The organism is Haloarcula sp. H-GB5 (assembly GCF_054850705.1).
In genome coordinates, this window is record NZ_JBTWBG010000002.1 from 275,963 (window position 1) to 302,957 (window position 26,995).

29 protein-coding genes and 1 tRNA gene are annotated in these 26,995 nt (G+C 62.4%); 8 read left to right on the forward strand and 22 right to left on the reverse strand.

Features of this window, described 5'->3' with window-relative positions; genetic code table 11:
* Nucleotides 1–25: 25 nt before the first annotated feature.
* The 4 genes from cofC to ACYJ11_RS09335 all read right to left on the reverse strand — a co-directional run bounded on the left by cofC (nucleotide 26) and on the right by ACYJ11_RS09335 (nucleotide 3,621).
* Nucleotides 26–649, reverse strand: a complete 624-nt coding sequence (gene cofC, locus ACYJ11_RS09320) for a 2-phospho-L-lactate guanylyltransferase (protein WP_461647584.1) — start codon at nucleotides 647–649, stop codon at nucleotides 26–28.
* Nucleotides 649–1,425, reverse strand: coding sequence for a hypothetical protein (locus tag ACYJ11_RS09325; protein ID WP_461647585.1), 777 nt, complete (start codon nucleotides 1,423–1,425; stop codon nucleotides 649–651). Before ACYJ11_RS09325 ends, cofC begins: the two co-directional genes overlap by 1 nt.
* Entirely contained in the window at nucleotides 1,403–2,584 is a 1,182-nt protein-coding gene (locus ACYJ11_RS09330; RefSeq protein ID WP_005536054.1) for a tubulin/FtsZ family protein, read from the reverse strand. Before ACYJ11_RS09330 ends, ACYJ11_RS09325 begins: the two co-directional genes overlap by 23 nt.
* Nucleotides 2,585–2,721: 137 nt before the next feature.
* A complete protein-coding gene (locus tag ACYJ11_RS09335) occupies nucleotides 2,722–3,621 on the reverse strand; it encodes a complex I NDUFA9 subunit family protein (RefSeq protein WP_461647586.1) in 900 nt (299 codons plus the stop codon).
* Between the two features lie 139 nt (nucleotides 3,622–3,760).
* On the opposite strand from ACYJ11_RS09335, the gene tmk reads away from it, so the two are divergent.
* Nucleotides 3,761–4,348, forward strand: coding sequence for a dTMP kinase (tmk, locus tag ACYJ11_RS09340; protein ID WP_461647587.1), 588 nt, complete (start codon nucleotides 3,761–3,763; stop codon nucleotides 4,346–4,348).
* On the opposite strand, the gene ACYJ11_RS09345 is transcribed toward tmk, so the two are convergent.
* Both ACYJ11_RS09345 and ACYJ11_RS09350 read right to left on the reverse strand, forming a co-directional pair.
* A complete protein-coding gene (locus ACYJ11_RS09345; protein ID WP_461647588.1) occupies nucleotides 4,345–4,665 on the reverse strand; it encodes a hypothetical protein in 321 nt (106 codons plus the stop codon). The genes tmk and ACYJ11_RS09345 overlap by 4 nt on opposite strands.
* Nucleotides 4,666–4,717: 52 nt before the next feature.
* On the reverse strand, nucleotides 4,718–4,948 hold the full coding sequence (locus tag ACYJ11_RS09350; RefSeq protein ID WP_461647589.1) for an Lrp/AsnC family transcriptional regulator: 231 nt from the start codon (nucleotides 4,946–4,948) through the stop codon (nucleotides 4,718–4,720).
* A gap of 140 nt (nucleotides 4,949–5,088) precedes the next feature.
* Between ACYJ11_RS09350 and ACYJ11_RS09355 the strand changes: the two genes are divergently transcribed.
* Complete coding sequence (locus tag ACYJ11_RS09355; protein ID WP_188977785.1) at nucleotides 5,089–5,775, forward strand: potassium channel family protein; 687 nt, start codon at nucleotides 5,089–5,091, stop codon at nucleotides 5,773–5,775.
* A 2-nt stretch (nucleotides 5,776–5,777) separates the two neighbouring features.
* Nucleotides 5,778–6,008 carry an Lrp/AsnC family transcriptional regulator gene (locus ACYJ11_RS09360; protein WP_170098488.1) on the forward strand — a complete coding sequence of 77 codons (231 nt, stop codon included), beginning with the start codon at nucleotides 5,778–5,780 and terminating at the stop codon, nucleotides 6,006–6,008.
* A 41-nt stretch (nucleotides 6,009–6,049) separates the two neighbouring features.
* On the opposite strand, the gene ACYJ11_RS09365 is transcribed toward ACYJ11_RS09360, so the two are convergent.
* The 14 genes from ACYJ11_RS09365 to ACYJ11_RS09430 all read right to left on the reverse strand — a co-directional run bounded on the left by ACYJ11_RS09365 (nucleotide 6,050) and on the right by ACYJ11_RS09430 (nucleotide 19,387).
* On the reverse strand, nucleotides 6,050–6,562 hold the full coding sequence (locus ACYJ11_RS09365; RefSeq protein WP_461647590.1) for a DUF5813 family protein: 513 nt from the start codon (nucleotides 6,560–6,562) through the stop codon (nucleotides 6,050–6,052).
* A 358-nt stretch (nucleotides 6,563–6,920) separates the two neighbouring features.
* A tRNA-Leu gene (locus ACYJ11_RS09370) sits at nucleotides 6,921–7,005 on the reverse strand.
* A 142-nt stretch (nucleotides 7,006–7,147) separates the two neighbouring features.
* Nucleotides 7,148–7,672: a DUF7529 family protein gene (locus ACYJ11_RS09375; protein WP_461647591.1), complete on the reverse strand. Its 525-nt coding sequence runs from the start codon at nucleotides 7,670–7,672 to the stop codon at nucleotides 7,148–7,150.
* 37 nt (nucleotides 7,673–7,709) lie between these two features.
* Nucleotides 7,710–8,117, reverse strand: coding sequence for a DUF7555 family protein (locus ACYJ11_RS09380; protein WP_461647592.1), 408 nt, complete (start codon nucleotides 8,115–8,117; stop codon nucleotides 7,710–7,712).
* The gene (locus tag ACYJ11_RS09385) at nucleotides 8,110–9,447 is read right to left on the reverse strand and encodes an ABC transporter ATP-binding protein (RefSeq protein ID WP_188977792.1); all 1,338 of its coding nucleotides are present in this window, start codon (nucleotides 9,445–9,447) and stop codon (nucleotides 8,110–8,112) included. Before ACYJ11_RS09385 ends, ACYJ11_RS09380 begins: the two co-directional genes overlap by 8 nt.
* The gene (locus ACYJ11_RS09390) at nucleotides 9,440–10,651 is read right to left on the reverse strand and encodes an ABC transporter ATP-binding protein (RefSeq protein WP_461647593.1); all 1,212 of its coding nucleotides are present in this window, start codon (nucleotides 10,649–10,651) and stop codon (nucleotides 9,440–9,442) included. The genes ACYJ11_RS09385 and ACYJ11_RS09390 overlap by 8 nt, the downstream gene beginning before the upstream one ends.
* Nucleotides 10,648–12,105, reverse strand: coding sequence for an ABC transporter permease (locus ACYJ11_RS09395; protein ID WP_461648428.1), 1,458 nt, complete (start codon nucleotides 12,103–12,105; stop codon nucleotides 10,648–10,650). Before ACYJ11_RS09395 ends, ACYJ11_RS09390 begins: the two co-directional genes overlap by 4 nt.
* Entirely contained in the window at nucleotides 12,105–13,145 is a 1,041-nt protein-coding gene (locus ACYJ11_RS09400; RefSeq protein WP_188977798.1) for an ABC transporter permease, read from the reverse strand. The genes ACYJ11_RS09395 and ACYJ11_RS09400 overlap by 1 nt, the downstream gene beginning before the upstream one ends.
* Before the next feature lie 112 nt (nucleotides 13,146–13,257).
* A complete protein-coding gene (locus tag ACYJ11_RS09405) occupies nucleotides 13,258–15,105 on the reverse strand; it encodes an ABC transporter substrate-binding protein (RefSeq protein WP_461648429.1) in 1,848 nt (615 codons plus the stop codon).
* Nucleotides 15,106–15,372: 267 nt separating this feature from the next.
* Nucleotides 15,373–15,714 carry a ferredoxin gene (locus ACYJ11_RS09410; RefSeq protein WP_461647594.1) on the reverse strand — a complete coding sequence of 114 codons (342 nt, stop codon included), beginning with the start codon at nucleotides 15,712–15,714 and terminating at the stop codon, nucleotides 15,373–15,375.
* 54 nt (nucleotides 15,715–15,768) lie between these two features.
* A complete protein-coding gene (locus ACYJ11_RS09415; RefSeq protein WP_461647595.1) occupies nucleotides 15,769–16,557 on the reverse strand; it encodes an MOSC domain-containing protein in 789 nt (262 codons plus the stop codon).
* A 39-nt stretch (nucleotides 16,558–16,596) separates the two neighbouring features.
* On the reverse strand, nucleotides 16,597–17,145 hold the full coding sequence (locus tag ACYJ11_RS09420; RefSeq protein ID WP_424330166.1) for a peptidylprolyl isomerase: 549 nt from the start codon (nucleotides 17,143–17,145) through the stop codon (nucleotides 16,597–16,599).
* Between the two features lie 166 nt (nucleotides 17,146–17,311).
* A complete protein-coding gene (locus ACYJ11_RS09425) occupies nucleotides 17,312–18,244 on the reverse strand; it encodes an alpha/beta fold hydrolase (protein ID WP_461647596.1) in 933 nt (310 codons plus the stop codon).
* Nucleotides 18,245–18,301: 57 nt separating this feature from the next.
* Nucleotides 18,302–19,387 carry an anthranilate phosphoribosyltransferase gene (locus ACYJ11_RS09430; protein WP_461647597.1) on the reverse strand — a complete coding sequence of 362 codons (1,086 nt, stop codon included), beginning with the start codon at nucleotides 19,385–19,387 and terminating at the stop codon, nucleotides 18,302–18,304.
* A 109-nt stretch (nucleotides 19,388–19,496) separates the two neighbouring features.
* On the opposite strand from ACYJ11_RS09430, the gene ahbB reads away from it, so the two are divergent.
* The 3 genes from ahbB (at nucleotide 19,497) to mptA (ending at nucleotide 22,233) form a co-directional block, all read left to right on the forward strand.
* Nucleotides 19,497–20,534, forward strand: coding sequence for a siroheme decarboxylase subunit beta (gene ahbB, locus ACYJ11_RS09435; RefSeq protein ID WP_461647598.1), 1,038 nt, complete (start codon nucleotides 19,497–19,499; stop codon nucleotides 20,532–20,534).
* Nucleotides 20,535–20,607: 73 nt separating this feature from the next.
* On the forward strand, nucleotides 20,608–21,207 hold the full coding sequence (locus ACYJ11_RS09440; protein ID WP_188977809.1) for a response regulator: 600 nt from the start codon (nucleotides 20,608–20,610) through the stop codon (nucleotides 21,205–21,207).
* Nucleotides 21,208–21,303: 96 nt separating this feature from the next.
* Nucleotides 21,304–22,233, forward strand: a complete 930-nt coding sequence (gene mptA, locus ACYJ11_RS09445) for a GTP cyclohydrolase MptA (RefSeq protein ID WP_005536020.1) — start codon at nucleotides 21,304–21,306, stop codon at nucleotides 22,231–22,233.
* A gap of 174 nt (nucleotides 22,234–22,407) precedes the next feature.
* Here mptA and ACYJ11_RS09450 read toward each other — a convergent pair whose 3' ends face one another.
* Entirely contained in the window at nucleotides 22,408–23,214 is an 807-nt protein-coding gene (locus ACYJ11_RS09450; RefSeq protein ID WP_005536018.1) for a TrmB family transcriptional regulator, read from the reverse strand.
* A 76-nt stretch (nucleotides 23,215–23,290) separates the two neighbouring features.
* Nucleotides 23,291–24,904: a DUF255 domain-containing protein gene (locus tag ACYJ11_RS09455; RefSeq protein ID WP_461647599.1), complete on the reverse strand. Its 1,614-nt coding sequence runs from the start codon at nucleotides 24,902–24,904 to the stop codon at nucleotides 23,291–23,293.
* Between the two features lie 81 nt (nucleotides 24,905–24,985).
* Here ACYJ11_RS09455 and ACYJ11_RS09460 point away from each other — a divergent pair, with 81 nt between their 5' ends.
* Complete coding sequence (locus ACYJ11_RS09460) at nucleotides 24,986–26,362, forward strand: cytochrome P450 (RefSeq protein ID WP_461647600.1); 1,377 nt, start codon at nucleotides 24,986–24,988, stop codon at nucleotides 26,360–26,362.
* 73 nt (nucleotides 26,363–26,435) lie between these two features.
* Nucleotides 26,436–26,993 carry an FxsA family protein gene (locus ACYJ11_RS09465; protein ID WP_461647601.1) on the forward strand — a complete coding sequence of 186 codons (558 nt, stop codon included), beginning with the start codon at nucleotides 26,436–26,438 and terminating at the stop codon, nucleotides 26,991–26,993.
* Nucleotides 26,994–26,995 lie beyond the last annotated feature (2 nt).

Below are 26,995 nucleotides of genomic sequence, written 5' to 3' on the forward strand. Positions count from 1 at the left end.
GTGTGCACCCCACGAACAAAAACCTTCACTCGCGGCTCACGGTGACACGGCCGTCTGTGAGCGACAGACTGAAACCGGCGTCAGTGAGCCAGTCCGCGGCCGCGCCGTCGCTGTGTAGCAGCACCTCCGCGAGATCGCTCGGTTCGTCGATATCGGTCGCGAGCCGCCGGGAGTCAACTTCGGTAACGCTAGCTCCTACGTCCCGCGCGTTCTCGCGGTGGTCGCGGATAGACGCGCCGTGGTAGTCGACCCTGAACTCGGGGTGGCGACAGACGAAGGCGTTCGTCCCGCCACCTAGACCGGGGGCCAGCACGACGTCGGCGTCGGGGGCAAGCAGTCGCTCGATGCTTTTCGGCGTTACGAGCGGCAGATCTGCCATCACGACGGCAAGAGCTCCGTCGCCGTTAGTCACTGTCGACGCGAGCAGGTCGTTGACGAGCGGATCGAGCCTGCGGTCGTCGACAGTGACCGGCACGGCACAGTCGAGTGGTGCTGTCGAGATGACTTCGGGTTCGTGGCCCGCCGCTGTCACCGCGTCGACGACGTCTGCAAGCATCGCTTCGGCAAAATCACGGCGCTCGTCGGGAGAAAGAACGGATGCAAGTCGCGTTTTGGGGTCAGACCCCGAGACGGGGACGACGAGACGCATTACAGCTTGGAGTACTCGTCCTCACTCATCTGGGTGTACGCGTAGTAGCCGCCACCGACCAGCAACAGGAGGACGACGAGTCCGCCGCCGACCAGCAGGAGCGTTTGCTGAGTCTGGGCGCTCTGCTGGGCCTGCTGTGCCTGATTCTCGGCCTGTCCGGCGAGATCCTGGGCGTTCTGGAAGTTCCCGTTCTCGTATGAGGAGATGGCGCTACTGACTAGCTCCTCGGCGTTTTCGTTCCCACCGGCTTCGTCGATTGCGGCCTGCGCGTCGTCGATTGCCTGTCTCGCCGACTGGCTCTCCTCGGTGTAATGATGTGCGGTATCGTTGCGGAACTCGTCCTCGTTGCTCCCACTGATACGACTGAGCGAGGCGACCTGATAGTTCTGTGCCGGGTCGTACGTGTAGTTCGAGATGGCCGGCGTCGTGCCGACGAGCTCGACGCGAACCTGGTCTCCGTTATTGTCGATCTCCAGATCCTGCTCGAAGGACTGTTCGCCATAGGTTTCTTGGCTCACCTGGCTACCCGCACGTAACACGGTAACCGTCCAACTAACGTCCTGGAGCTCGGTCGAACCAGCGAGCGTCCATTCGTTCGGCGCGTCGGTGAACGGGTCGTCGATAGTGTACGTCACCGACACCTCTTCGTCGACGGCCGTCTCGGTCGGGACTCCCTCGGCAGAGACAGAGAACGCACTCGCTGTGCCGGCGGTCGCGAGCAGCGCGACAACACAGAGGAGTGCGGCGGTCTTGTTAGAACAGCGGATCAAGTTCATCTTCGTCGTCTTCGACCAAGTCCTCTAAGTTATCTTCGCTTTGGTTACGGATATCGTCGATGTTGTCCTGAGCCTCGATGGCGACCTGCTGGAGTTCCTTGATGCGGGGAACGTTGTGGACGCCGGCCAGCAGGATGGACGCGGCCACTTTCGGGGCGTTGGTCGGATAGTCGCCACCGCGGACCTCCATCGAACCGGTCTGCTCCTCGAGCCACTTCCGGCCGCGCTCGATTCCCTTCCGGTTCAGGTGCTCCGGCGGCCCTGCCATCACGAGCAGGGCACGCTCCGCACCCTCGATCTCACAGGGAAGCGTCAGCCGGCCGAGTGCGGCTTTCCGGACGAGCGATGTGATACGGTTCGTCGTGTTCGCCGTGTCCATCCCGTCGTCGGACGAGTCGTCGCCCTTGAACCGCGAGAGCAGACCGCCGCCGCCGGAGGATACCTCGACGTCCTCGGAGGCGTAGCCGACGGTGGACACGCCGCCACCGTCGAGCGTGTTGATGATCTCGGAGGAGTCGACGACGCTTTCGGCGACGTTGTCACCGGCCTCGATCTCGCCGGCCCCGAACAGCACGCCGAAGCGCCGGACGATCTCCTCGTTGATGTGGTCGTAGCCGCCCTCGACGGATTCACCGGTCTGTCGCCAGGCGTCGTTGTCGAACACCATCAGGTTGTCCACCTCGCGCACGAACGTCTGGAACGAGCGAGCGGCGTTGAGGGTGTAGATGCCACCCTCGTCGCTGCCCGGCAGGACGCCCAGCCCGTACACCGGTTCGGTGTAGATGCGCTTGAGGTGTTTCGCGACGACCGGCGATCCGCCCGACCCCGTCCCGCCGCCGAGCCCGGCGACGATGAGGAAGGCGTCGACTTCGTGAACGGGGATGTTGTCGATCGCACCCTGCACCTCGTCGATGTCCTCTTCGGCGATCTCCGCGCCGAGTTCGTTGTCCGCACCCACGCCGTGGCCCTTGACGCGAGCCTGACCAATGAGTACTCGATTCTCTTCCGGAATGTGTTCTAGCCCAAGCAGGTCTGCTTTTGCTGTATTGACCGCAACAGCAGAGCGGACGATTCCCGAGCCGGTCTCTTTGTCGTACTCGAGGAACTTGTCCACAATTTTGCCACCGGCCTGCCCGAAGCCGATCATCGCCAGTTTCATTATATAGTTCTCCGCTTAAAGGGTCAAAGAGCGATAGCGAGTATAAGTGTTTTGCCCGGATCTCAGCCCTGAAAGCCAGGATTGAAAATCAATACTAGCTAACATAACTCCATTTAGGGGGTGACTACTGCCGACACTTATCCGCGGAGGTATCCGCTGAGTGTCGTTAGAGATCCACTACTGGCGCCGAACGCGTCGATTTCGTTCGTTGCCGGAGTGTTATCGAATTTGAGTGAGCGGTACTGGTCGGCACCCATCGGGAACCCGACGCTCCCCAGAACAGAGAGACCGACCTTCGCTAGCGGCATCGGGAGCGGGACGATGCTTACCGACGATCCCTCGGCATCGTACACCTGATTGGTCACGTCCCTGAGCGTCAGCACTTCCGGTCCACCGACCTCGTAGGTCTCGCCGACGTGCGCCGCGGATTCGATGCTATCGACGAGCATCGGCACGAGGTCACCGACCCAGATGGGCTGGAACTTCGTCTGTCTGCCGCCGCCGGGAAGCGGATACAGCGGGACGCCGGGCGCGAACATCCCCTTGAGACGCTTCGTGAACGAGACGAACTCCCCGCCCTCACCGAAGACGACCGATGGTCGGAAGATGGTCCAGTCCAGCGAAGACTCCGTAACGACCTGTTCGGCCCGGCCCTTCGACCGGATGTAATGCGTGTCGCCATTGGGGTCTGCACCCAGTGCGCTCAGCTGGACGAACCGTTCGACGCCGTGTTCCTCCGCGGCCTGCACGCTGTTTTCGGTCCCGCCGAGATGGATGCGTTCGTGCATCTTGTCCCCGCCATCCGGCTTGAACAGGGGCGACAGTGCGACCAGGAAATACACCGCGTCCTGATCTTCGAACGCCCCCTCGATGCTCCCGTAGTCTGTGACATCTCCGGCGACGGTTTCGACGCCGTCTGGTAGCGTCGCGTCCTCCGGTGATCGGGACAGCGCAGTGACGGTGTGTCCTCGCTCATCGAGTTCGCGGCACAGGTGTTGTCCGATGAAGCCAGTCCCGCCGACGACAAGTACATCCATAGGCTCCAGTACGGTCGGTAGAACCGTAAAGGTGGGCGTATTTCTTTGCCCGACCGGCCCGCAGTCCGGTCACTTGTGTCAGCTTACGGATACACTGTCGGGTCGGGGCGCTTACGTCCCCCCACACGGATTGTGAGGTATGCTCGTCACGCTCGAAGGACTGGACGGGAGCGGCAAGACGACCGTGTGGGAACGGCTCCGAAGCGACGACACGGTCCCAGATGACGCCGTCTTCACGCGCGAACCGACCGACACCTGGTACGGAGACGCCGTCCAGCGCTCCATCGACGACGACGACGCGGACTCGCTGGCCGAACTGTTTCTCTACACGGCCGACCACGCCGCGCATCTCTCGAACACGGTCCGACCTGCGCTCGGCGAGGATCGGCTCGTCGTTTCCGACCGCTACAGCGACTCACGGTACGCGTATCAGGGTGCGACACTCGATGCGAGCGAGACGTTCGACGACCCACTGTCGTACGTCCGGGAAGTTCACGCCCCGTGGACCCGTCCGCCGGACCGGACCGTGTATCTCGATCTCGATCCCGAAACCGCCGCACAGCGAAGCGGCGCGACGAACAAGTTCGAAACCGCTGACTACCTTTCAACGGTTCGGGACAACTACGAGCGACTCATTGACGCCGACCCGGAGCGGTTCGTACGCGTCGACGCAACTGCCGATCCGGACACCGTGTACGAACGGGTCCGAGCGGCGATTCTCGATTAGTCCATCGACGCCGGCAGTTCGACCTCGTCAGGGGCGGGCATCCAGAAGTAGTCGAACGTCATCCCGGTGGCGAGTGGAATAACGACAGTCACGAGCATGACGGCGGTCGTGGACCCGAGGTTCGCACCGAGACTGAACACGCCACTCAACACCAGCAGGATGACGACCATGACGACCGGACAGAGGAGCAGCGAGTAGAGAATACTCCCCCACTGCGTGTGCAAGCGGACGCGGAAAAAGCGCGTCATGAGCGCCGTCACAGCACTGTTGACCAGCACGATGACGAGCAGACCGATAATACCGGCGACACTGACCATGTTCGCCGTAGGGCGGCAAGTCCCTTTGCGGTGTCGGAACAGCGTGGGGCGCTCACTCCAAACAGATGTACGTGCGCGTGTCAGCGACGCCGTTGAGATCCCGGACGTGGCCTGAAACCGACTGCATGATGTCGTACACCTCCGTGCCCGTTGCTTCGGCGATAATGTCGTACTGTCCGGCGACAATGTGTGCCTCGGTGATGCCTTCAGCGTCGCGAACTGCCGCAAGGAGTTCTTCGGATTTGCCGGCAGCCGTCTTGACCATAATGAACGCGCTGACCATATTGTGGTGTGTTGTGTCATGGCACGAAAAAGCTTCCGTCAGGGAAAAACAACGGCTGTATTGTTTGATAGCGTGGTCAAGGCGTCCGGTGGTTCCACCGGGTGGGTACTTTTATTCACCCCCGACTCATAGGGGTGTGTATGCGATTCGTTATCGTGGGTGCAGGTCGTGTCGGACTGCGGACGGCTCGCGTCCTGCAAGAGAGTGGCCACGAAGTTGTCCTCATTGAGCGCGATGAGAACGCAGTTGAGCGCGCACGAACGGCTGGCTTCGAGGTGATCGCGGGCGACGGCGCTATCGAGGAGACGCTCGGCAACGCCGATCTCGAAGCTGCCGACGCGCTCGGCGCGCTCACCGGCGACCTGAACGACAACTTCGTCGCCTGTATGATCGCCAAGGAACACGGCTGTCGAACCGTTATGCGTATCGACGAGGACTACCGCGAGGAGATTTACCGACGCTACGCCTCCGACGTTGACGAGATTATCTACCCCGAGCGGCTGGGCGCTATCGCCGCCAAGAACGCGTTGCTGGGCGGAAACATCCGCGCAGTCGCCGACATCGCACAGAACCTCCAGCTCGTGGAATTCACGATCCAGCGGCAGTCGCCGATGGAAGGGTACACGCTGTCCGAACTGGAGCTTCCGTCGGATTCTCGGCTGATGGCTCACGGGAAAGGCGAGGCCCCGCTTGCCATCCCGAATCCGGACGAAACGCTGGAGGCCGGTGACAGAGTCGTGATACTGGCCGACTTCGAGACGCTCTCGGATGTCCGAAGTATTGTCGTTGGCGAATCAGAGCCCGCAACCGCGCTCGGAGGTGCCTGAATATGGTCGTTGCCTACGTGATGGTCAAAGCCCACACCGGTGACGCGGACCGTCTGAAAGACGACATCGAAGCCGTCGACGGCGTTGTCGAGGCCCACATCGTCGCCGGTGACGTCGACTTTATCGCAAAAGTAAACGTGGAGACGCCCGCCGAAGTCAAGGACGTCGCAGCGACACATATCCAGGAAATCCAGGGCGTTGAAACGACACAGACCTATATCGCGATGGATTGAGACGGAGCGCTCTCTCTGTTTCCGTGCCTGGAACCGTACAGCTACAGCGGCGTCCCGCCACGAGAGCCCTCGCTCCCGCCGGTACTCGCAGAGTTGAGTAAGTCAGCCACGACGCCGACGTAGTCGTAGCCGGGAATGACGCCCTCCACGTACGTCCCCTCGACGTACTCGACGAAGGTCTTGGCGACGTCCCCGGCCTGCCGTTCGCCACCCATCGTGTACTCGAACGTGACCACGACCTGCTCGCCGTCTTCGACGACGCTGTAATCGTCCAGTTCGACGGCAGTTCGGGTCGCTTTCGGCGCGTCTTCCAGCCGTCGTTCCAGCGTTTCGAGCCAGCCGTCGACGACGGCATCACCGACTTCGTCGCTTGTCGCGGCCTGTAGCGACGGCGCCTTGACCGTTACCTCGTAGTTCGTTCGCCACTCTTCGCCCTCGGTCGCAGTCACGCGGCCGTCGAAGTTCGTCGTCTCGACAGCGTAGCTATCTCCGGCTGGGACGAGCGCATCGTGTCGGCCGAACGCTTCGGCAACGTCGTCTGGCACATCAGTCATTACGCCAGCATAGGCCACAGACGTGCAAAAACGCGTCGTGTCCGGACACTCTCTGTCGTGTCACTACCGCACCCGAATCTGTCACCTACACAAGCTATGCCATATCTGTGACATGTCGGACCACTGTGCGTGTCTCCGGTGAGCGATCAGCGTTGCATCTTGTGACCGTTTGCGGCGAACTGCTTCCGAGTTCTGCTGGACGGTGGGTCGCACCACGCTTGCACTGGTCTTCGTGTCCACTTGTCGCAGAATGCGAGGGATGGGATTCGAACTCGAATGCAAACGCTCGCGTTGCTCGCGTTTTCGTAGTTCGAATCCCACTACGACATTCGCTGCTCACGGATTGTTCGCAACAGAATGCGAGGGATGGGATTCGAACCCACGGACCCCTACGGGAGCGGGTCTTAAGCCCACCGCCTTTGGCCAAGCTCGGCTACCCTCGCGCAGATTGAACTCTGCGGGGGCTAGTGAATGGTCCTTTCGGTCTTGGACTGCGAGGTGGGCACCGCCCCCCATCACAGTTACGTCGGTGAGACTCGACAGCGATCGTGACACACTGATTCGACTGTCACCTCCTCCGGGTCCCTACTCTTCGACCGGGAGTCTATCGATCGGAAGGAACTTCGTTCGGTCCGCGTGGTCGAACGTTGCGACCGGTGTCCCGTCGAGTTTCCTGAGCAACGTCTGGAACGTCGCACCGTCGTTCGCAGCGGTAACTGCGTTTCCGGCGTCTCGGAGTTCGTACGCGCCAGCGATGAACAGCGACGCGGCGTCCGGGTCGAAGTACTCGACGGCCAGAAACACCTGTTCTCCGACTGTCCGCCGGTACACGTCGTACGCTTCGAGGGGATTCGATTCGACCAGCCGCGTCACGTCCTCGGCCTTGTTGCCCGGAATGACGAACACGAGTTCGAGTCCGTCACCGTCGTCGACTGTCTGCAGGCCCGCATCCCCGGCTGGGACGACGACGGCCTCACGGCCGTTAGAACGCCGCTGGTCAGCCAGTGCCTGTGTCTCTTCTAACGTCTGTTTCCACGATGCCTTGCGGTCGTCCGAACCGGCGGCAAGCCGTTCGAGGTCGTCCGTCCCCTCGCCACCTGTCTTTACCATATCCTGTCGTTACGCCCGCGGGAGGTAAATGGTGGTGTCACTGGACGCCGAAGACGACCTCCATGCTCAGGGAGAGCCCGAGGACGAACAGACTCGCAACGAAGAGCTTCACCGGCGGCGAGAGTCGATCTTCGGGCGGGGCGAGCGTATCGAGCGGCGGGGCGACACGGGCCAGCGCTGACTCGAACGGCGTCCGCTCGCGCGCTGACACGCCAAACGACACGTCGGACCCGTCTGGCTCGTCGGAATCGATAGAGGGCGCACGCCACAGCGTGACCGAGGCGTAGCCGAACAGCGCGAACCCGATAAAAAACAGGACGAACTTCACTGTCACCCAGCCACCGCCACGGAGCGGCGAGAGCACGCCACCGATAAGCGTAGCTGTGAGCGTTACACCGAGGGCGTACCACAGCAGATCGAGTACCTTTCCCGCCAGGTTATCCATCGTGCGTGTCGTAGCCACGTTGGCGGAGTTCGTCGCCAGGGGAGACGTGCTCCTGTGCATGCCGGTGACAGAAGCTCATCTGCCTGTCGTCGACATCGTAGTACTGCGGCGTTTCGGTGTCACACTGACTGCCGAACACTTCTCTGAGGTAGGCACGAGCGGCGTCGGGGTCGCCATCACTGAGATACGTCGCCGCCTGCTCGACGTGCTCCTGTACGTCTGGCGGAAGGGTCACGTCGTCGAACTCCTCTTCGACGATCTCCTCGCTGTCGGCCAGCGCGGTGTCGAACCCGAGCCGCTCCTTGAGCCGCTCACCGACCGACTGCTCCGCGCGGGACCGCTCGCGAATGACGTCACGGAACTCTCGGATCCGATCCCACACTGCATCGCTAGCGTCTATGTCCTCTGGCCGAATCCGGACGGGACACCGCGTTGCGAAGGGACATCCTTCCGGCGGGTCCCGTGGACTCGGTGGTGATCCCGGCAGGGTAATCCGGTCCACCTGAACCGTGGGGTCCGGTTCCGGAATCGCCGACAGCAATGCGCGCGTGTAGGGGTTTTCCGGGCTTTGGAACAGCTGTTCCGTCGGCCCGACCTCCATGAGGTTCCCGAGATACATCACCCCGACGCGGTCACAGATGTGCCGAACCACGCTCAGGTCGTGCGCGATGAAGAGATACGTGAGGCCGAACTCCTCTTGCAGTTCCTCTAGCAGATTGAGTATTTGGGCCTGAACGGACACGTCGAGTGCCGAAACGGGCTCGTCGAGGACGACGAACTCCGGTTCGAGTGCGAGTGCGCGAGCAATGCCGATTCGCTGTCGCTGTCCGCCGGAGAACTGGTGGGGATACCGGTAGTAGTGCTCCGGCATGAGCCCGACCTGGTCGAGCAGTGTCCGCACCTTCTCCCGACGCTCGCGGGCCGTGCCCTGTTCGTGAACGTCCAGCGGTTCGCGGATGATCTCGCCGACAGTCATCCGGTCGTTGAGGCTCGACTCGGGGTCCTGAAACACCATCTGAGCGTTGCGGCGCCACTCCTTGAGGTCGCCGCCGCTGAGTTCGGTTATATCCGTTCCATCGAAGGAGACCGCCCCGGACGTGGCCGTCTCCAGTTGGATGAGCGTCCGACCGAGAGTCGTCTTGCCACAGCCGGATTCACCGACCAGTCCGAACGTCTCGCCGCGTGCAATCTCGAAGTTCACGCCGTCGACGGCTTTTACCGGATCGCTTCCAAGCAGCCCGCCGTCTTCGTAGTACGTCTTCAGATCCTGCACATCAACCAACGTTTCGCCGGTCTGGTGGGACACAGTGTCGACGACTGATTCACTCATCTGAGCCACCCCCCTCACTGTGTCCGCCGGTGTCACCGGCACTGTGGCCGTGGCCGCCATCGGCCCGTGCGTCGCTGTCTTCGGGACCAGTATCCTCACTAGCTTTTCGGCGCTCAGCCGGCCAGTCATCCGCCGACAGTGCTTCGTCTGCTTCGACGCCTGTCTGGTCCGCGTTCTCTTCGTGCTGTGTCACAGTGTCGTCGGTAGGCATATCTTCGGGGTACAGGAGACACGCGGCAGTGTGGTCTGCTGATTCGCCGACCTCGACGTGGGCGGGATGGACCCGCTCACACTCGTCGAAGCCCTTCGGGCACCGACTGACGAACCGGCAGTACGACGCCGATTCGTGCGGCGTCGGTACGTCCCCTTCGATAGTGGGTAGCCGATCCGTACTGGGGTTCCGGCCAGGAATGCTCTGCAGGAGTCCCTGCGTGTATGGGTGGTGTGGGTTCGCGAACAGTTCCTCTACGGGTGCTTGCTCGACGACTTCGCCGGCGTACATCACGGCGACGCGGTCGGCGACCTCCGCGATGACGCCCATGTCGTGCGTAATGAACATGATACCGATGTCACGCTCCGTCTGGATTTCCTGTAACAGGTCCAGTATCTGGGCCTGAATGGTGACATCGAGTGCTGTCGTCGGCTCGTCACAGATGAGCAGATCTGGGTCACAGGCCAGTGCCATCGCGATGACGGCTCGCTGACGCATCCCGCCGGAGAACTCGTGTGGGAACTCATCGACACGCCGTGCCGCGTCGGGGATGCCGACTGCACGCAGCAGTTCGATGGCCTCCGACTTGGCCTCAGCGCCCTCCATATCGCGGTGGAGCTCCAGCGCCTCAATGATCTGGTTCCCGACAGTGTACACCGGGTTGAGCGAGCTCAGTGGGTCCTGAAACACCATCGCGATGTCGCCGCCACGAACTGACCGGTATTGCTTCTCCGAAAGCGTCGTCAGCTCTCGCCCGTCCAACCGTATGGACGACTCTTCGCGGATTTCGCCCGGACTGTCGACCAGTCCCATTATCGAGCGCGCGGTGACGCTCTTACCCGAACCGGATTCGCCGACGATACCGAGCGTCTCGCCGCGTTCGATATCGAATGAAACGCCGTCGACAGCGCGGATCTCCTCTTTATCACTGTGGAACACGGTCCGGAGGTTGTCAACGGCCAGCAGCGGCTCGCCGTCTTCGGTGTGGCTCATCCGCCACCACCTCCGGCGGCCGCGCCAGCTGCACCGCCTTCAGCACCCTCGCTCTGTGGGTCGATAGCGTCACGAATCCCGTCGCTCAGCGCGTTGAACCCGGTGACAACCAGCGTAATCAGGAGCCCCGGAATGAGCGAGATGTGCCAGGACTGGCTGGCGACGTACTGTTGCCCGATGTTTATTGCTCGCCCCCACTCAGGAGTCGGGGCGGTAATCCCGAGTCCGATGAACGAGAGGGCAGAGACGGAAATAATGACGCCACCGAGTGTCAGGGAGGCGTAAACCAGGAGATAGCCGAGGATATACGGAGCCATATGTTTCCGCATAATCACAGTGGGTCGCTGGCCGTAACTCTTTGCCGCGTCGACCCACTCCTGTTCACCGACCTGTAACGCAGGGCCACGTACCGCTCGCCATAGTCCCGGCCAGCGTATCAGCGCAAACAGGAGGATGAACAGCATTGCTCCGTTGTACAGCTCCGCTATCCAGTGGTTCTTGAACACCACTGTCGCAAGAATGACCAGCAGTAATGCTGGCATTGCCTGCACGGAGTCACTGGTCAGTACCACGATGAGGTCGGCCACCCCCTTGTAGTAGGCGGTAACTAATGCCAGCGTCGTCGCGATAAAGCCTGCAATCGCCATCGACCCGAGGCCGATGAACAGCGACACCCGTGCGCCAAAGGCGAGGAAGGTGAACAGGTCCTTACCGCTGACGAGCGTTCCGACAGGGTGGAACCGCCCGAAGTCGTCGTAACTCCAGATCCCGACGTTGCTGTCCCCGCTACCGCGGGAGGCGGAACCGAGGTTCGCCTCGCCGATAGTAATCGTTTCGACCGTCTCCGTGTCCTCGTTGTAGTACTGCATATCGTAGGAGTACGGTCCTTCAATATTCTCTTCGGCCGTCGTTGGGCCGATAACCGGTGCGAACGCGGCCATCGTAACGAAGAAGACGACGACAGCGAGTCCGAACAGACCCCAGTAGTGGCTTCGAAGTCGGTCGATGACGTCGTCAGTTGGCGTCCAGTCAGCAGCACGATAGTGCCGACGGAAGAGCACGTAGCCGTACCACAGCCAGCCCAGCAGGACTGCAACGTATGCATACACCAGCAGGAAACGGATGAGCCATGCGTACTTCGGCTCGAGGCCGAGGAACGTGCCCTGCCAGGCGCTCCCGTCGTAGTACCCCCGGTTGGGTATCAGTTCTCGGCTCAGCAGATGTGGCAGTTCGCCGAAGTAGGCTGAGGCACTGGCGAACGCCTCGGCGCCGGGTGCTCCCGGGAGCAACCCGAGCCCAGCGCCTATCGCGCCAAGCAACCCATCGAGGTACGTTGGTCCCTCAAGCAGTAACAGGACACAGAGGATAGCACCCCACAGCAGCGCCGGCCCGGGGTGTGCCTTGAGCCGGTCCCGCAACGGCTGATCGATGTCTTCGGTGGGTTCTGTCTCCATCATGCGTCGTACCCCACGCGTGGATCGATGATTGTGTACGCGAAGTCCTGTACGATATTCAGCCCGACGATGAGGAGGATGAACAGATACATCAGTGTTCCAACAAGCGGCAGGTCACCCTGCTTTGCCGCCTTGACGAACAGCAGGCCGATGCCATTAATCGAGAAGACAGTCTCGACGAGCACTGACCCGCCGATCAGGATGAACGCTTCGGCAGTGATTACCGGTACGAGCGGAATCAGCGCGTTCCGGAAGATGTGCTTCCAGACCAGCACCCGCGGTGAGACGCCTTTGGCCTTGGCTGTTTCGACGTACTTCGAATTGATCGTTTCGAGAACGGCAGTTCGGCCGATACGCATCTCCGTACCCATCGACGCGGACCCGAGCACCAGTGCGGGCGGCAGTATCTGCTTTGTCGCTTTCGCGAGGTTGGTCCATGCCTGTCCCGGGTCCGTTATCAGCCTCGCGGGATTCCTCAGCACGGCGAGGTTCGGCGAGGTGACGACGTTCGTCTCCACGATGAAGCTGGTCCAGCTGAACCCAAACAGCTGTTCCGACTGCGAGAGTACCGTCACCAGAATGACCGCGAGCCAGAAGTTCGGCATCGCTCGCCAGACAATCCCACCGAAGGAGGCGAAGTAGTCCGAGAACGTATTGGGATTCAGGCCGGCGTAGAAGCCGAGCGGAATGCCGATTCCGAGGGCGATCAGGACTGCCCAGAATCCGAGCCAGATCGTCCGCGGTGCGTAGCTGATGATGAGGTCGACGGCCGGCGTGCCGGAGTTGATCACCCACGACTGGCCCAGATCGAACAGGAACAGGTTTCCCATAAAGTCGAAGTACTGTTCCCAGAGCGGCTCATTCAGCCCCAACCGTTGCTCGATCTGTTGAATCGCGCGAGCGTCACCTTTCGGACCGAGGATCGCCGCTGCAGGACTGAGCGGCCCCAGCCGGATAATTGCGAACGTTACTGTCGTTCCGAATATAATAACAGGGATTGACAGTACCAAGCGCTTGAGCATATACGTAGCGCGGCTCATGGCTTAGCTTGTCTCCGTTGTACGGGTACTTGTGAGTTCATAATCTCTGAGGGCTGCGAAGTTGTTCCCGCCACCAACCGTGACGGGGACGATTACGCCAGCAGGGACGCGATTACTCTCTGTCTCCGAGCGACACAGTGTTCATCTTCTGTCGGCTCGGTCCCATCCCGGCTGGCGGCGTAAAGTCGACGTGGTCGTACCAGAACAGCTCAGTCAGCTCGTGATACACCGGCAGCATTGCGACGTCTTCCCAGTTCGCGTTCTCCATCTCGACGTACGCTTCGTTCCGGGCGGCCTGGTCCTCCTCCGTCGGTGCCGGGTTGTCGGCGATCATCTGGTACGCCTCGTTAGCCTGCTGGGCGGCGTCGCCGTTCTCCGGCTGCCAGTTGACGTACGAAATCGGGAAATCGAGGCTCGTATCGGTCTGCGGCGGGTTCAGCAACTGGAGGAAGTTGTCCGGAGCGGGCCAGTCGGCGACCCAGCCAAGCGAGTACATCTCTAGCTCGCCGTTGCGACCGCGTTCGAGGAGCGTGTTGAACGGTGCCTGATTGACTTCGAGGTCGATGAAGACGCTCTCAAGCTGGTCCCGAAGAATGCTCGCGGTTTCGCTCCAGACGCCGGACTCGTAGATTGTCAGCTCGATAGCGACACGCTCGTTTTCGCCGTAGCCAGCCTCTTCCATCACTGAGCGGGCCTCTCCGAGCCGGCTGTCGTCGTAGCCGTACGGGTACTCGTTTTCGGCGCGGTCGTTGTAGTTCTGGGGGCCGCCGGGGAAGATGGATTTCGGCGTGAAGTTGTATGCGGGTTCGCCGCGCTGTTTGAACACCTGCTCGACAACGGTGTGCTGGTTCATCGCGTACGCGACCGCCTGACGGACTGGCTTGGGCACGCTGGCCATATTAAAGCCGAGATAGAACACGCCGATGTTCGACACACCGGAGTAATTGGCCGTGGCGCCGTTGCGCAACTCACCGTAGGTTCCGTTCTGACGACCCTGGTCGTCTTCCTCCTCGACGGATACCTTCCCGGGGTCGTACTGCGCCGTGGGGAGTTCGAAGATGTCGGCGTTGCGGTTCATCGCGTAGTTGTACTGGGCCGAGTCGTTCTCGATGACCGCAAAGTGGACGCCGTCGACGCTCGGGCTCTCGCCGTAATAGTCGTCGTACGCGCTTACCCTGGCCTCAGTGCCGGAGTCCCACGTATCGAACTCGAATGGCCCGTTCCCGACCGGGCTCGAACTGGAGAACTCGGCCTGTGTCATCTCGCCATCGTACCCTTCGATGTCGCCGACAATGCCCTCAGGAACTGGGGCGAAAGAGGTGTACGCAAGCATTTCCAGCGTGGACGCAAACGGCGATTCCAGCTGGATTTCGAGCGTCGTTTCGTCGACAGCTTCGACGCCAAGCGTCCCCGGCTTGTACACTTCCTGCTCCTCGCCGTCGACCGTCTCGGTCGTCGTTTCGTGTGTCACGCCCAGCGAGTCTAGAACGAAATAGGCACGACTGGAGTTGTCAGATGCAGTCAGCCGCTCGAATGAGTAGACAAAGTCACTGGCGGTTACGGTGTCCCCGTTGTGGAAGGTCGCATCTTTCAACTGGAACGTGTAGGTCGTGAAGTCCTCAGATACTTCATAGTCTGCAGCCATGAGCCCCTCTACAGCGGGCTGCGCGTCGGGATAGTTCATCAGTGGGTCGAACATTTGCTGGATGACAATCCCTGACGCGGTGCCCGTCGACTCGATCGGGTCCATCGTCGTCATCGTACCCGTGTTGATCCGCCAGAGGTCCCCCTCTTGTTTCAGGTCGGTCCCGACGTCGCCCCCGCTGGAGTCCGTTGAGTCCATACCGCCGCCAGTTCCTTCTTCTGCTCCCTCAGTCTCCTCACTATCACTGGAACATCCCGCCAGCGCTGCGGCCGCCGCAGCACTGCCCGTTGCTTTCAGAAACGATCGCCGTTCCATGCTACTTGAACGTGGCATATTGATACCCAAATTGCCCCCTACAAATAGAAGTTATGTCATACAGTAGCTTGAAATATTAAACTGCTCGCATGAAGAAATTCAGTTTATTATCTATAGTAATCTTACATGATATATCCTGTAACGGCTATTCTCTGGATAGGGAAATCCACCCCCGCAGAACCGATTTTTCGGAGTCTCTGACCGCACGCACGGGATACTACGTGGATTGATAGATAGCAGTAACCGCTGTCGCGAGCAGCAACTGTGCTACCAGTCGACGGAGAGTGACCCGTCGCCGTTCGGGTCCGGGGCGATTTCTTCGTTCGTTCGCCGGTCGACGACGTGGATGATGCCACGGTCTTTCTTCGCCGGGCAGGCCTCCGCGGCCGCGACGTTGTGATCGAGATCCTCCTCGTCGATGAAGTAGGTCTCGGGCTTGGCGATGCCGGTGTCCAGATCGAGCGTCCAGTTGCGCGACTTCTCGGCGCACTTGCCCGCGCCGAAGCACTTGTTGGCCTCGAAGATGATCTTGTACGGTTTCTCCTCGATTGGGGGGCCGTCCTGTTCGCCGATTTCGCTCGGGTCGACGTGGTCGTCCGCGTCTGCCATTACACTCTGTTCGAGGCGGACCGCCTTTCGATTGTCGGTCTCGCTGCCGCTCCTTCACGACGTTTCGACTGCCGGCACGACCTCGACAGCGTCTCCGACGCCAAGGTCCGAACCGCGGTCGGCCTCGGGAACGCGGGCGATGAGCATTAGCGTGTAAAAGTGATCGAAGGCGTCGCGGTCGGCCCACTCCGGAAACGTCTCTTGCCGGCGTTCGATGAACTGTTCCCGGAATTCCGGTGTTTTCTCGCCGGTGTCGGGGTCCCGCTGAGGGACCACGCAGCGACCGCAGGGAGTCACCCCTTCGAAGCGAACGCCGCCGGCCCGGAAGGCAGGAGCGTCCGCGCCGACGAAGCGGTCCTCCCAGAACGCCGGGACCCCGCCGATTTCCACGTTCGCCCGGAGTCGCCGTCGCAGCCCGGCAACGGTCACGTCGTCGAACCACGACGCTACGGTTTCCAGCGTCGCGGTGCTGATGACTGACGGCCCCATCTCCCGGCGGTCGACGTAGCCAAGCGTCTCGTCGCGCTCGACGGTCAGGTCCACGTCGAAAAACGCGCTGAGCCACTCGGTTGCCCGCGAACGGCCGCGCTCGTCCCGAAGTTCAAATGACGCGCTGTCGTCGTCGATGGTGACCGACAGCGTTCCTGTTTCGGGATCGTAGCCGGTGTCGATGTCGTGGACGCGGTCGGTCCGCTTCCCGTTGACCACGTCGCCATCGGCGTCGAACATGGCGAACTCGCGGTCGTGCGCCAGTGTGCCGCCCGGGCGGATCGATACCGATTCGCAGTCCATGCCGTCCAGCGCCTTGACGGGGTAGACGGTGAGTCGCTCGACGTGTGCCACTATCGGCTACTCGGTCGGAACGACGAAAACGTTGTGTGGTTACCGGTGAATCTCGACGGATTCCAGAAGCATCTCCTCGGTCGGCGCGTCGTTGCGGTCGGTGTCGACGCTACCGATGGACTCGACGACCTCCATCCCGTCGATGACCTTCCCGAAGACGGCGTGTTTGCCGTCGAGGTGGGGCTGAGCGTCGAGGGTAATGAAGAACTGCGAGCCGTTGGTGTTCGGGCCGCTGTTGGCCATGCTGAGGACGCCCGGACCGTCGTGGCTGAGTTCGTCGTGGAACTCGTCGTCGAAGGAGTAGCCGGGGCCGCCGCGGCCGGTGCCGGTCGGGTCGCCCATCTGGATCATGAAGTCCTCGATGATCCGATGGATGTCGATGTCGGTGTACAGCGGATCGATGCGTTTCTCGCCGGATTCCGGGTCTTCCCACGCGCCGGTTCCCGGGCCGATTTCGGTTCCGTCGTAGTCGTCGGCACCCTCGGCCAGGCCGACGAAGTTCTCGACGGTGGTCGGCACGCGCTCGTCGTACAGTTCGACTTCGATCTCGCCCTCTGTTGTGTGGAGGGTCGCAGTCAGGTCACTCATACTCAATCGGAGGGAAGCCCGGCAGAAAAGCCTGCCCACTGACCGAGAGTTCAAGTACTGAAACGAGGCCATCGCCGCCATGGCTTGAGTAGCTGTCGCGTGGCGAGTCGCGGGAGTCCGACACGTCGCCACGCGAGCGAGAGTGTCGGCTGTTCGCTATACCGAGCTACGGCAGGTGTGACAGCAGCAGCTCCGACACCTGCTCGGGGGCGTCGAACTGGACCCAGTGGCTCGCCGCCGGGAGCCGCTCGACCCGACAGTCCGGAATCCATTCTTCGAGGTCCTGCGTTAGCGCGAGAGAGAGTGCGTCGTCCTGCACACCCCAGACAAGGAGCGTCGATGCTGTCACCGGACGGTCGCCGACGCCCCCCTTCGTGACAGTCAGCTTTGCGTTCCGCCGGACGAGCGCCCGGTAATAGTTGACTGCGGCCGTGCGTGCGCCCGGCTGCCCGAGCGCCCGCTTGTACCGCCGCACGTCAGTCTCGGTGAACGCGTCGGGACGAGTCGGCCCATCAGTGAGAATCCGTTCTAACATGGCGAAATCGTTCCAGCCGAGGCTGGCCTCCGGCAGCACGGGAAGCTGGAAGAACAGCACGTACCAGGACCGGAGCAGCTGGTCGACAGAGCGGCGGAGCTCTCGCTCGTACGCCGTCGGGTGGGGTGCATTCAGGACCGCGAGCTGGTCGACGACATCTGGCCGGTCGATGGCGGTCTGCCAGGCGATTACACCGCCCCAGTCGTGACCGACGACATGGGCCTGTTCGCGGTCGAGGGCTGAGACGAGGCTAGCGACATCGGCGACCAACTCGTCGATATGATACGCGGCGACGCCGTCGGGCTTGTCAGAGTGGTTGTAGCCCCGGAGATCCGGTGCGACCACGCGGTAGCCGGCGTCCGCGAGCGCCGGAATCTGATGTTTCCAGGCGTACCAGAACTCCGGAAAGCCGTGTAACAGGACGACGAGGTCACCGTCCGGCGGGCCGGCGGTCACGGTGTGGAGTCTGATACCGTTGGTATCGACCAGCTCGTGGACCCCGGGCGTCTCCGACGCGGGTACCGTCCACGCAGTGCTGTCACGAGCGCTAGCGTGTTGTCCCATCAGAACGACTTCGCCCGCTCGGTAGAAGTGGGTTCCGCTCTGCCCGCCGTCGCCGGATTAGAAGGCCCGAAGCTCGTCGAGTGTCGCCGCTGCGCTACCGTCGGCAATTGCCTCACGGGCCTGCTCAAGACCGTCCTGAATGCTATCAGCGTCCTCACGGGCATAGATGCGGAGCGCGGCGTTGAGCGCGACAGCGTCGGCGAAGCCGTCCTCGCGCTCGCCGGCCAGCACGGCCTCGGTTATCGCCGCCGACTCCTCGGCCACGTTCTCGACCTGCAGGTCCTCGCTCTCGATGTCCATTCCGTACTCGCCGGTACGGATCTCAAAGTCCGCGATGTCCTCGTCGTCGGACTCGTCGCCGGCGACGGGCCATTCGGCAACGATGGTCTCGCCGGGGCGAACGTCGTCGTAGCCCTCCATGCCCTGGAAAAACAGGGCACGCTCGACGCTGCTGGTCTCAGATTGGGTGAGCGTACGGACCATCTTCTTCGCGAAGGCCAGATGGTAGAAGCTGCCCAGATGCACGCTGGCGTTAGCCGGGTTCGCGAGCGTTTCGACAGTGTTGACGAAGGTCCGGACGCCCATGTTGTCGCGGCGCTCGAACAGGGCGTCGATGCCGGGGTTGAATTCCGGCTGATAGTAGAAGCCAAAGCCGACCTCATCGACCATGTCGGCGCTTTCGCTTGGCTCGATTTCCGTTCGGACTCCCAGTTCGTCCAGTACGTGCTTGTAGGCGTCCTGCTTCTGTGTCGGGACGCGGTCGCCGGAGTGGACGACAACGGGCGTGCCCGCGGCGGCAGCGACGACACCTGCGCCGACGCCGAGAATCGCGGACCGGCCCTTGCCGTCGTAGTTGGCCCCGCAGTCGACTGGGTCGGCGTCCGGCGTGGCTGTCTCGACCGACTCCTCGGACATCACGTCGACGTACGCACCCAGCTCTTCGGGGGTGTTGCGTTTCCAGCGGTTGGCGAGCCAGAACGCGCCAAGCGTCGTGTGGTCGGGTTCGTCGCCGAGGATGCGCTGGAACGCCTCCCGGGCCTGTGTGCGGGACATATCGTCGGCCGATTTGTGACCGGAGCCGACGACTTCCGTCATGAGTCGTTTGAGCGGCCATTCGCCGTACTCCCGGGTCGCTTGCGCCATGGAAACGTGTTCGGGCCAGAGTTCAAAAGCCCCTGCGTTTCGTTCTCAATCTGTGGGAACCGACCGCCTTCCCGAAAGGGATACACGACTACGCTCCTAATCGAACACAATGAGTCTCAAGTCGGGTGAGTGGCGCGAGCAGATCGATGGGGTAGACGCTGCGCTCATCGACGAGTTCCAGAGTGACTTCCCGATTCAGGAACGTCCCTTCGAAGCTGTCGGTGACGCGCTGGGAGTCCCGGCAGGGGAAGCACTCGACCGGGTCAAAACGCTCCGCGAGGACGGTATCTTCCGTCGGTTCGGCCCGGTCCTCAATCCGCCGGTCATCGGCTCTTCGACGCTGGCTGCCGTCAGTGCCCCGGAGGACCGGTTCGACGAGGTGGCAGAGATAATCAATGGGTATCGACAGGTGAACCACAACTACGCTCGCGACCACGAGTGGAACATGTGGTTCGTTGTCACTGCAGGCTCCCGACAGCGGCGCGACGAGATCCTGTCCGATATCGAGGAGCGAACCGGCTGTTCGGTACTCGTCTTGCCGATGTTGACCGACTACTACATTGATCTGGAGTTTCCTGTTGTCAACGGTGACCGGTTCGCCCGGGAGAGTCTGGAGACGACCGACGCTACTGCGACCCGAATAAGCGAAGACGCCGCCGCGGACCTCTCGGAACTGGACCGGCGGTTGTTACTCGAAATTCAGACCGGCTTCCCGCTCGTCGCGACGCCCTACCGGGACGTGGCAGACGCTGTCGATGCCGATGTCTCCGAAGTGCTCTCGGCCATCAGGCGGCTCAAGAAAGCCGGCTGTATCAAGCGTATCGGCTGTGTCGTGAATCACATCGTCACCGGGTTCGACAACAACTGCATGGTCGTCTGGGACGTGCCGGACGACGCTCTCGACGAGCGTGGACAGGCAGTTGGCGAACTCCCCTATGTCACGCTCTGCTATCACCGGCCACGCCGCCCGGAGCAGGACTGGCAGTACAACCTCTTTACAATGATCCACGGACGCGAAGCGGACATCGTGGACGAGAAGATAGACGAACTCGCGACCGACCACCTCCCGTACGACCACGGCCGGCTGTACTCGACGGAGACGCTCAAACAGACTGGGGCACGATACGACGACATCGTCGGCCAGTAACCGTTCTCAGTCAGGGTGTCCCGGGAACGGTGGCCGGAACCCTTTTCCAATTATACTGTAAACATGCTAGCTAATGACAAAGGGTCGGCAAGCGACAATCCTCGTTGTCGACGACGAACCAGCCGTGGCCGACGTGTACGCGGACCAGTTAGGGGACCGGTACACAGTCGAGACGGCATACAGTGGTGAGGCCGCCCTTTCGAAGCTAGATTCCGCAGTCGATGTTGTCCTGTTAGACCGACGGATGCCGGACCTCTCCGGCGACGAGGTACTGTCGGCGATCCGTGAGAAACGCTACGACACGCGCGTAGCGATGGTGACCGCAGTGGACCCCGATTTCGATATCATCGAGATGCCCTTCGATGACTACGTCTTGAAACCGGTGTCGAAAGAGGACCTCTTTCAGACGATCGAACAGTTGCTCCTGTACGCCGATTACGAGGAACGCCTGCGTGAGTGCTACTCGCTCACGGCGAAATACGCTGCACTGGAATCGTCGAAACCACAGACGGTTCTCGATGAGAGTGAGGAGTTTACTGCACTGGAGGCTGAACTCGCGGAGGTCCGGGCGGAGCTTGACGAACTCACGGATTCGTTCGACGCCGCGGACTTCGAGTTGCTGTTCCGGAATTTCGAGACGGACAAATCAATGCCGGACAACACGCAGCTTTGACCCGGTTCGGAGCGGGTCGTCTCTGCGGTGGCGATGCTCACGGCGACTTCCCACCCTTTCGAAAGCACTAACCGATTCTCTTCCATAGGAAGGGCAATGAGTCAGCAACTCCCGGACGTGCAGGCGTCGAGTCCGGACGTAACGGTCGGTCTCAATCGCGTCGGTGTGACGGGCGTCGAGAAACTCGTCAAGCTGGGGCGGCGCGACCGCGACCCCATCGTACTCATGGCGGAGTTCGAAGTGTTCGTGGATCTGCCGTCCTGGCGAAAGGGGGCCGACATGTCCCGCAATATGGAGGTCATCGACGAGACGCTGGAAACCGCCGTGTCCGAGGAAGCCTATCGGGTCGAGGATGTCTGTGGCGACGCCGCCGAACTTCTGCTTGAGAAACACGATTACACGACGAAAGCGGAGGTCCGGATGGAAGCTGAGTACGTCACCCACGAGTCCACGCCGGCGTCGGAAATGGCGACACAGTCGACCGCCGACATCATCGCCTCGGCGACGGCTACCGAAGACGGTACGAGCGAGGAAATCGGCGCTCGCGTCACTGGGATGACTGTCTGCCCGTGCTCACAGGGGATGTCAGCCTCCCGCGCCCGCGAGACGCTCCAGCAGCTCAACGTCGATGACGACGTCATCGAGGAGTTCCTCGAAACCAACCCACAGGCTGGCCACTCACAGCGGGGCCACGCCACGCTCACCGTCCAGAGCGATGGCGCGCCCGAGGTTGACTTGAACGAACTCATCGAGGTCGCCCGGGATTCGATGAGCGCCCGCATCTACAACCTCGCGAAGCGGCCCGACGAGGACCACATGACCTACGAGGCCCACAAGGACGCCAAGTTCGTCGAGGACTGCGTTCGCGCGCTCGCCGAGGGCGTCGTCGACACGTTCCCGGATCTGCCCGACGATGCCGTCGTGACGATGAAACAGTCCAACGACGAGTCCATCCACCAGCACAACGCCCACGCCGAACGCGTAGCGCAGTTGGGAGATCTGCGGCAGGAAGTCAGCGAGGACTGAGCGCAGCGAAATCCTCAGAACGTCGAAGGGGCGGGAGACGCTACCCGTCTCGGTTGCAAACGCCGAAGCCGTGAGCGTAGCGAAGTTTTCGGACTCTTGAGTGGAACACGCGGAGATCCGCGGGAGTGCGAAGGCTGTTTGCGGCCCGATTTCTCCCCGCCTCCAGTGTTCCAACTACGGCGGCCCGACTGGTTTCGCTTCGGCCCACTGTTCTTCGAACGCCTGGCTAATATCGGCAGTGAAATCGGAGTCTTTCATGTCGATGACACCGAAGGTTTCCTCGCGGCCAAGCGGGTGCGGGACCTCGATACAGACTTCGACCCCATCGAGTAGCTCGAACGTAGTCCTGATGTTCGGACTGGCGCGGGCGCTGTAGTTGTCGTAGTGGAAGAGGCGCTCGTAGTACTCGCGGTTGGCCTCCTCAGGAAGGCTCTCGAACAGGTCCGGTCGGACGAGCAGGGACACCTCGACGCCCCGTTCCAGCGCCGCTTCGAGTTCGTCGACGATGCGCTCGGTGCCGGAGAGAATGTCCACCTGACGAGCGGGTGCTGAACCGACCATGATAATCTCGTCGTCGGCGGCGGCCAGCCGTTCGAGTAACAGGTCAAGCGAGTTGTCGGGGCCGACGGCGGCCGTCCAGAACGGTTCCTCGACGGGATCTGCCGACTCTAGCTGTGAGGAGAGGTCGTCAACGATCTCCTCGTACTGGCCGACCTTCTCCTGAAGTTCGCGCTTCTTGTCTTCGAGTAACCGATCGAGGGCCGTGTCCGGCTCGACCGCGACGTATTTCTTGGGCCGGCTGGCGGTCTGGCTGCGGACCAGATTGTACGTTTCGAGGCTGTTTAGCACATCGTAGATACGGCCCATCGGCACGTCGCTGGCCCGTGATAGTTCCTTTGCCGTTGTCGGTCCTGTTTCCAGAAGTGACCGGTATGCTCTGGCTTCATATTCGGAGAGTCCGAGATCTCTGAGACTGGACATACCCATACATCAGGGTACGTGTGCAAAAACTTGTCGGGGGTTTACCGTTTGTCCACGTTTGCGGCCGTTGTTCGTGTCAGCGCTCGCCAGTTAGCGAGGCTTCGAGGTCGGTCGGTGTCGTCCCCTCGGCGACGATCGCGTCCCCGTCGAGGAGCCGTGCTGTGCCGTCGCCGTCCGGCTCCGGGACAACGGTGGTCTCGTGGTCGGCCAGCCGTAGCGCCGCACGGTGGAGGTCCGTTCCGGCTTCGGTGCCAACCGTGAGCGTCTGTGGCTGCTGAAGACGGGCTGCGACGCCGGCGTAGCCGGCGACCTCAACGCCCATCCGTTCGGCTGCGCCGGCGAAGGACTCGACGGCCGAAAGCGCCGCATTACGGTATCGGTCCTCGCCAGTGAGCGCTGCGAGGTCGACCAGCGCGTCGGCCAGTTCCACCGTCGCGTCGAGCGGGTGGAGCGAGTGGTCACAGAGCCCAGCGCCGCTGGTGGGACCATCGCGGAACGCACCGCCGTCCTGCTGGCGGTTTTCGATTGTCCAGTCTGCGATAGCTTCGGCTGGCCCCGGCTCACCGAGGACCTGCCAGCTCGTCGTCAGGCCCTGGAGGAGCTGAGCCTGGTCCAACAGCAGCCCGGTGTCGCTGTCCGCGCCGTCGTAGTGGGCGACCTCGCCGCCGTCGACGAGAGTATCACAGACGGCGTTCCGGGCGCGACTGGCGTACTGCTGGGCGCGCTCGTCGTCAGTGTAGGCTGCGACCCACAGCAGGGCATCGATGGCGAGCCCGTTCCGGTCGGCGAACACCGTCTCGTCGACGTTGGGTGACACTGTCCCTTCGCGTTCAGTCGGCTCCAGCCGGTAGTACTCGTCCGAGCCGGCCTGGCTCGCGGCGAACGCGTCGCCGGCCCACAGCGTCGTTGTGAGGTAATCGACGGTCCGCTGTGCGGCGTCCCGGTACGCTTCAGTCCCGGTGTACCGGTAGCCGTGAGCGAACGCCCGGACCAGAGCGGCGTTCTCGTCCAGTAGCTTCTCTCTGCGGGGATTCCCCCAGCTACGCTCCGTCGAGTACCGGAAGAAGCCGCCGTCGTAGGTGTCCAGCAGGTGTGTCCGAATCGCTTCGAGGGTCCGGGTAGCCTGGTCTCGCGCCCGGACTAGGGCAAACTCCACGGTCCGCGGGAGCGGAAACTTCACATCGGTTCCCCAGCCGCCGAACTCGTCGTCGAACGCGCCAAGCAGTTGCTCGACCATGTGTTCCTCAATGCGCGGACGGAGCTCGCCGGCCGGCGGCGATTCGTCCTGTAGCTGCCGCGGAATCGAGCCCGCCGCTGCGCCCTGTGCGTCCCACGACTCCCGAACGGAGTCCAGAATACCGCGGAACCCGTCCGGCCCGAGGAACGTCGCGCCGGTGATGACCTCACCCTCCGGGGTGAGAAACACTGTCGACGGGAACCCGCCCATCGTGTACCGCTCTCGGACGCGTGGATTGCGGTCAGCGTCGACGCGGACCGGGACGAACCCGTCGTTGATGTTCGCCGCGATGCGCGGTTCACCGAACGTACCCCGGTCCATCGCCCGACATTCCGCGCTCCACGGAACCGTCAGCGCCAGCAGTACTGGCTTCCCCGACTCGGCGGCGTCCTCGAAGGGGGCTGTGCCCCACTCGCGCCACTCGACCTTCGTGTCGCGTGCGTATTCGTCCATACCGGGTGTGGGCGGTGGGCGTACAAAGGCCCTCTCACTCTCGGCGAAAGACCGATTGGCGGCGCGGTCCAAGCGTGGGCGATGGATACCCAGCAGGCGATTCGCGAAACCCGGGAACCGGTCACGCCGGGCGACCGGCCGCCCCGTCTCGGTCGTGTCCCGTTCATCGACAACACCGCCGCGATGTTGCGTGACCCGCTCGGGTTCTATGACCGCGCCGGTGCTCACGAGGCCGACGTGGTGGGGTACAGCGTCGCCGGGACGACGGGCTGTTTCGTCTGCCATCCCGATCTGGTCGAGCAGGTGCTGGTAACCGATGCCGACGCCTACGAGAAGGGACAACTTCTTCAGGACACCCTCGGCCAGTTCATCGGCGAAGGGCTGTTCCTGCTGGAGGGCGAGGAATGGCAACGCCAACGGACGGCGCTCCAGCCAGCGTTCTACCGGGAGCGAATCACCGCCTACGGCGACACGATGACCGAGTTCGCCGATCGGACGGCGGCGGGCTGGAGCGACGGCCAGCGTCTCGACGTACTCCCACATATGCAGTCGCTGACGCTGAACATTCTCGGCAAGACACTGTTAGACGTGGATATCGAGACCACTGCGGACGCGCTGGAACCGCTACTCGACGCGTTACGCAAGCGACTGGACCCGCGGTCGCTGTCGGCGTACCTCCCGCTGTGGGTCCCGACGGCGACGAACCGCGCTGTCAACAGCTCGCTGGCCGAGTTCCAGTCCACGCTCGACGATGTTATTGCTGCCCGCCAGCGCGAAGACGAGAACGCTCGCGAGGCGCGCGACGACGTACTCTCCCTGCTGCTCTCGTTCGATGACGAGACGATGGACCGCGAGCGACTGGGTCACCAGCTCCTTACCTTTCTCGTCGCCGGCCACGACACGACGGCGCTGACCCTCACGTATGCCTGGTTCCTGCTGGCGAACAATCCGAAGTGCCAGCAGCGCCTGTACGAGGAACTCGATGCGACGCTGGGAGAGCGCCAGCCGACGCCTGAAGACCTGTTTGAACTGCCGTATCTCGATGCGGTGCTGAACGAAGTCCTGCGGCTGTATCCGCCCGCGTTCACGGTGTTTCGACAACCGACGGAGCCGGTGACTCTCGGCGGATACGAGCTCTCGACGGACGCTCAGCTCACCCTCCCGCAGTGGCTCGTCCACCGGGACGAACGGTGGTACGATGCGCCCGACGCGTTCCGCCCTGAACGGTGGGATGACGACCTCGAAGCGTCCCTCCCGGACTACGCCTACTACCCCTTCGGTGGCGGCCCGCGCCACTGCATCGGGATGCGCTTCGCCCGGATGGAGGCCAAACTCGCCCTATCAACTATCGCCCAACAGTACGCTGTCGAAGCGGTCACCGAACCGCCGCTCTCGCTGGCGATGCAGATTACGCTGAGTCCCACAGAACCGATCGAAGTCCGACTGCGGGAGCGCTGACCCGCGCCCTCGGCGGTCGACAGCCCGGTCCCGCTCTCGAAAGGCGTTTGGGGGCGGGCCTGCAAGCAGTCGTATGCTCCGGGTCATCGGGCTATTGCTGCTCATCCCGCTGTTCGACATCGTGTTGCTGGTGACGGTCGCGATACCGTTCCTCGGCCCTTACGTGACGGTCGCCCTCGTCGTCCTGACGGCACTGATCGGCATGCTGTTGGTCCGTGCCGAAGGCCGTGCGACGCTTCGGAAGATCCAACAGCGGCTCGCCGTTGGTGAACTCCCGACCGACGAACTCATCGACGGTGGCCTCCTCATCGCCGCCGGCGCGTTCTTCCTCACTCCCGGCCTGGTGACGGACTTCGTCGGCCTCCTGCTCGCGGTGCCGTTCACCCGGTACCCCGTCCGCGCCGCCACGCGTCGCTGGGTCGTCCAGCCGTACGTCGACGCCAAGACCGGTGGCTTCGCCAGCGGTCAAGTGTATGTTGGCGGCTTCCCTGACGACGAAAACGGCCCAGCTGGCCCCGGTCCGACTGGCCCAGAGGGTGGCCCTAGTTCGGGCTCTGGTTCCGGTCCCGGCACCTCCTTCGACCCAGACGAAGCCACTGACGTCGACTTCGACGACAGCGACGAAAACTGAAG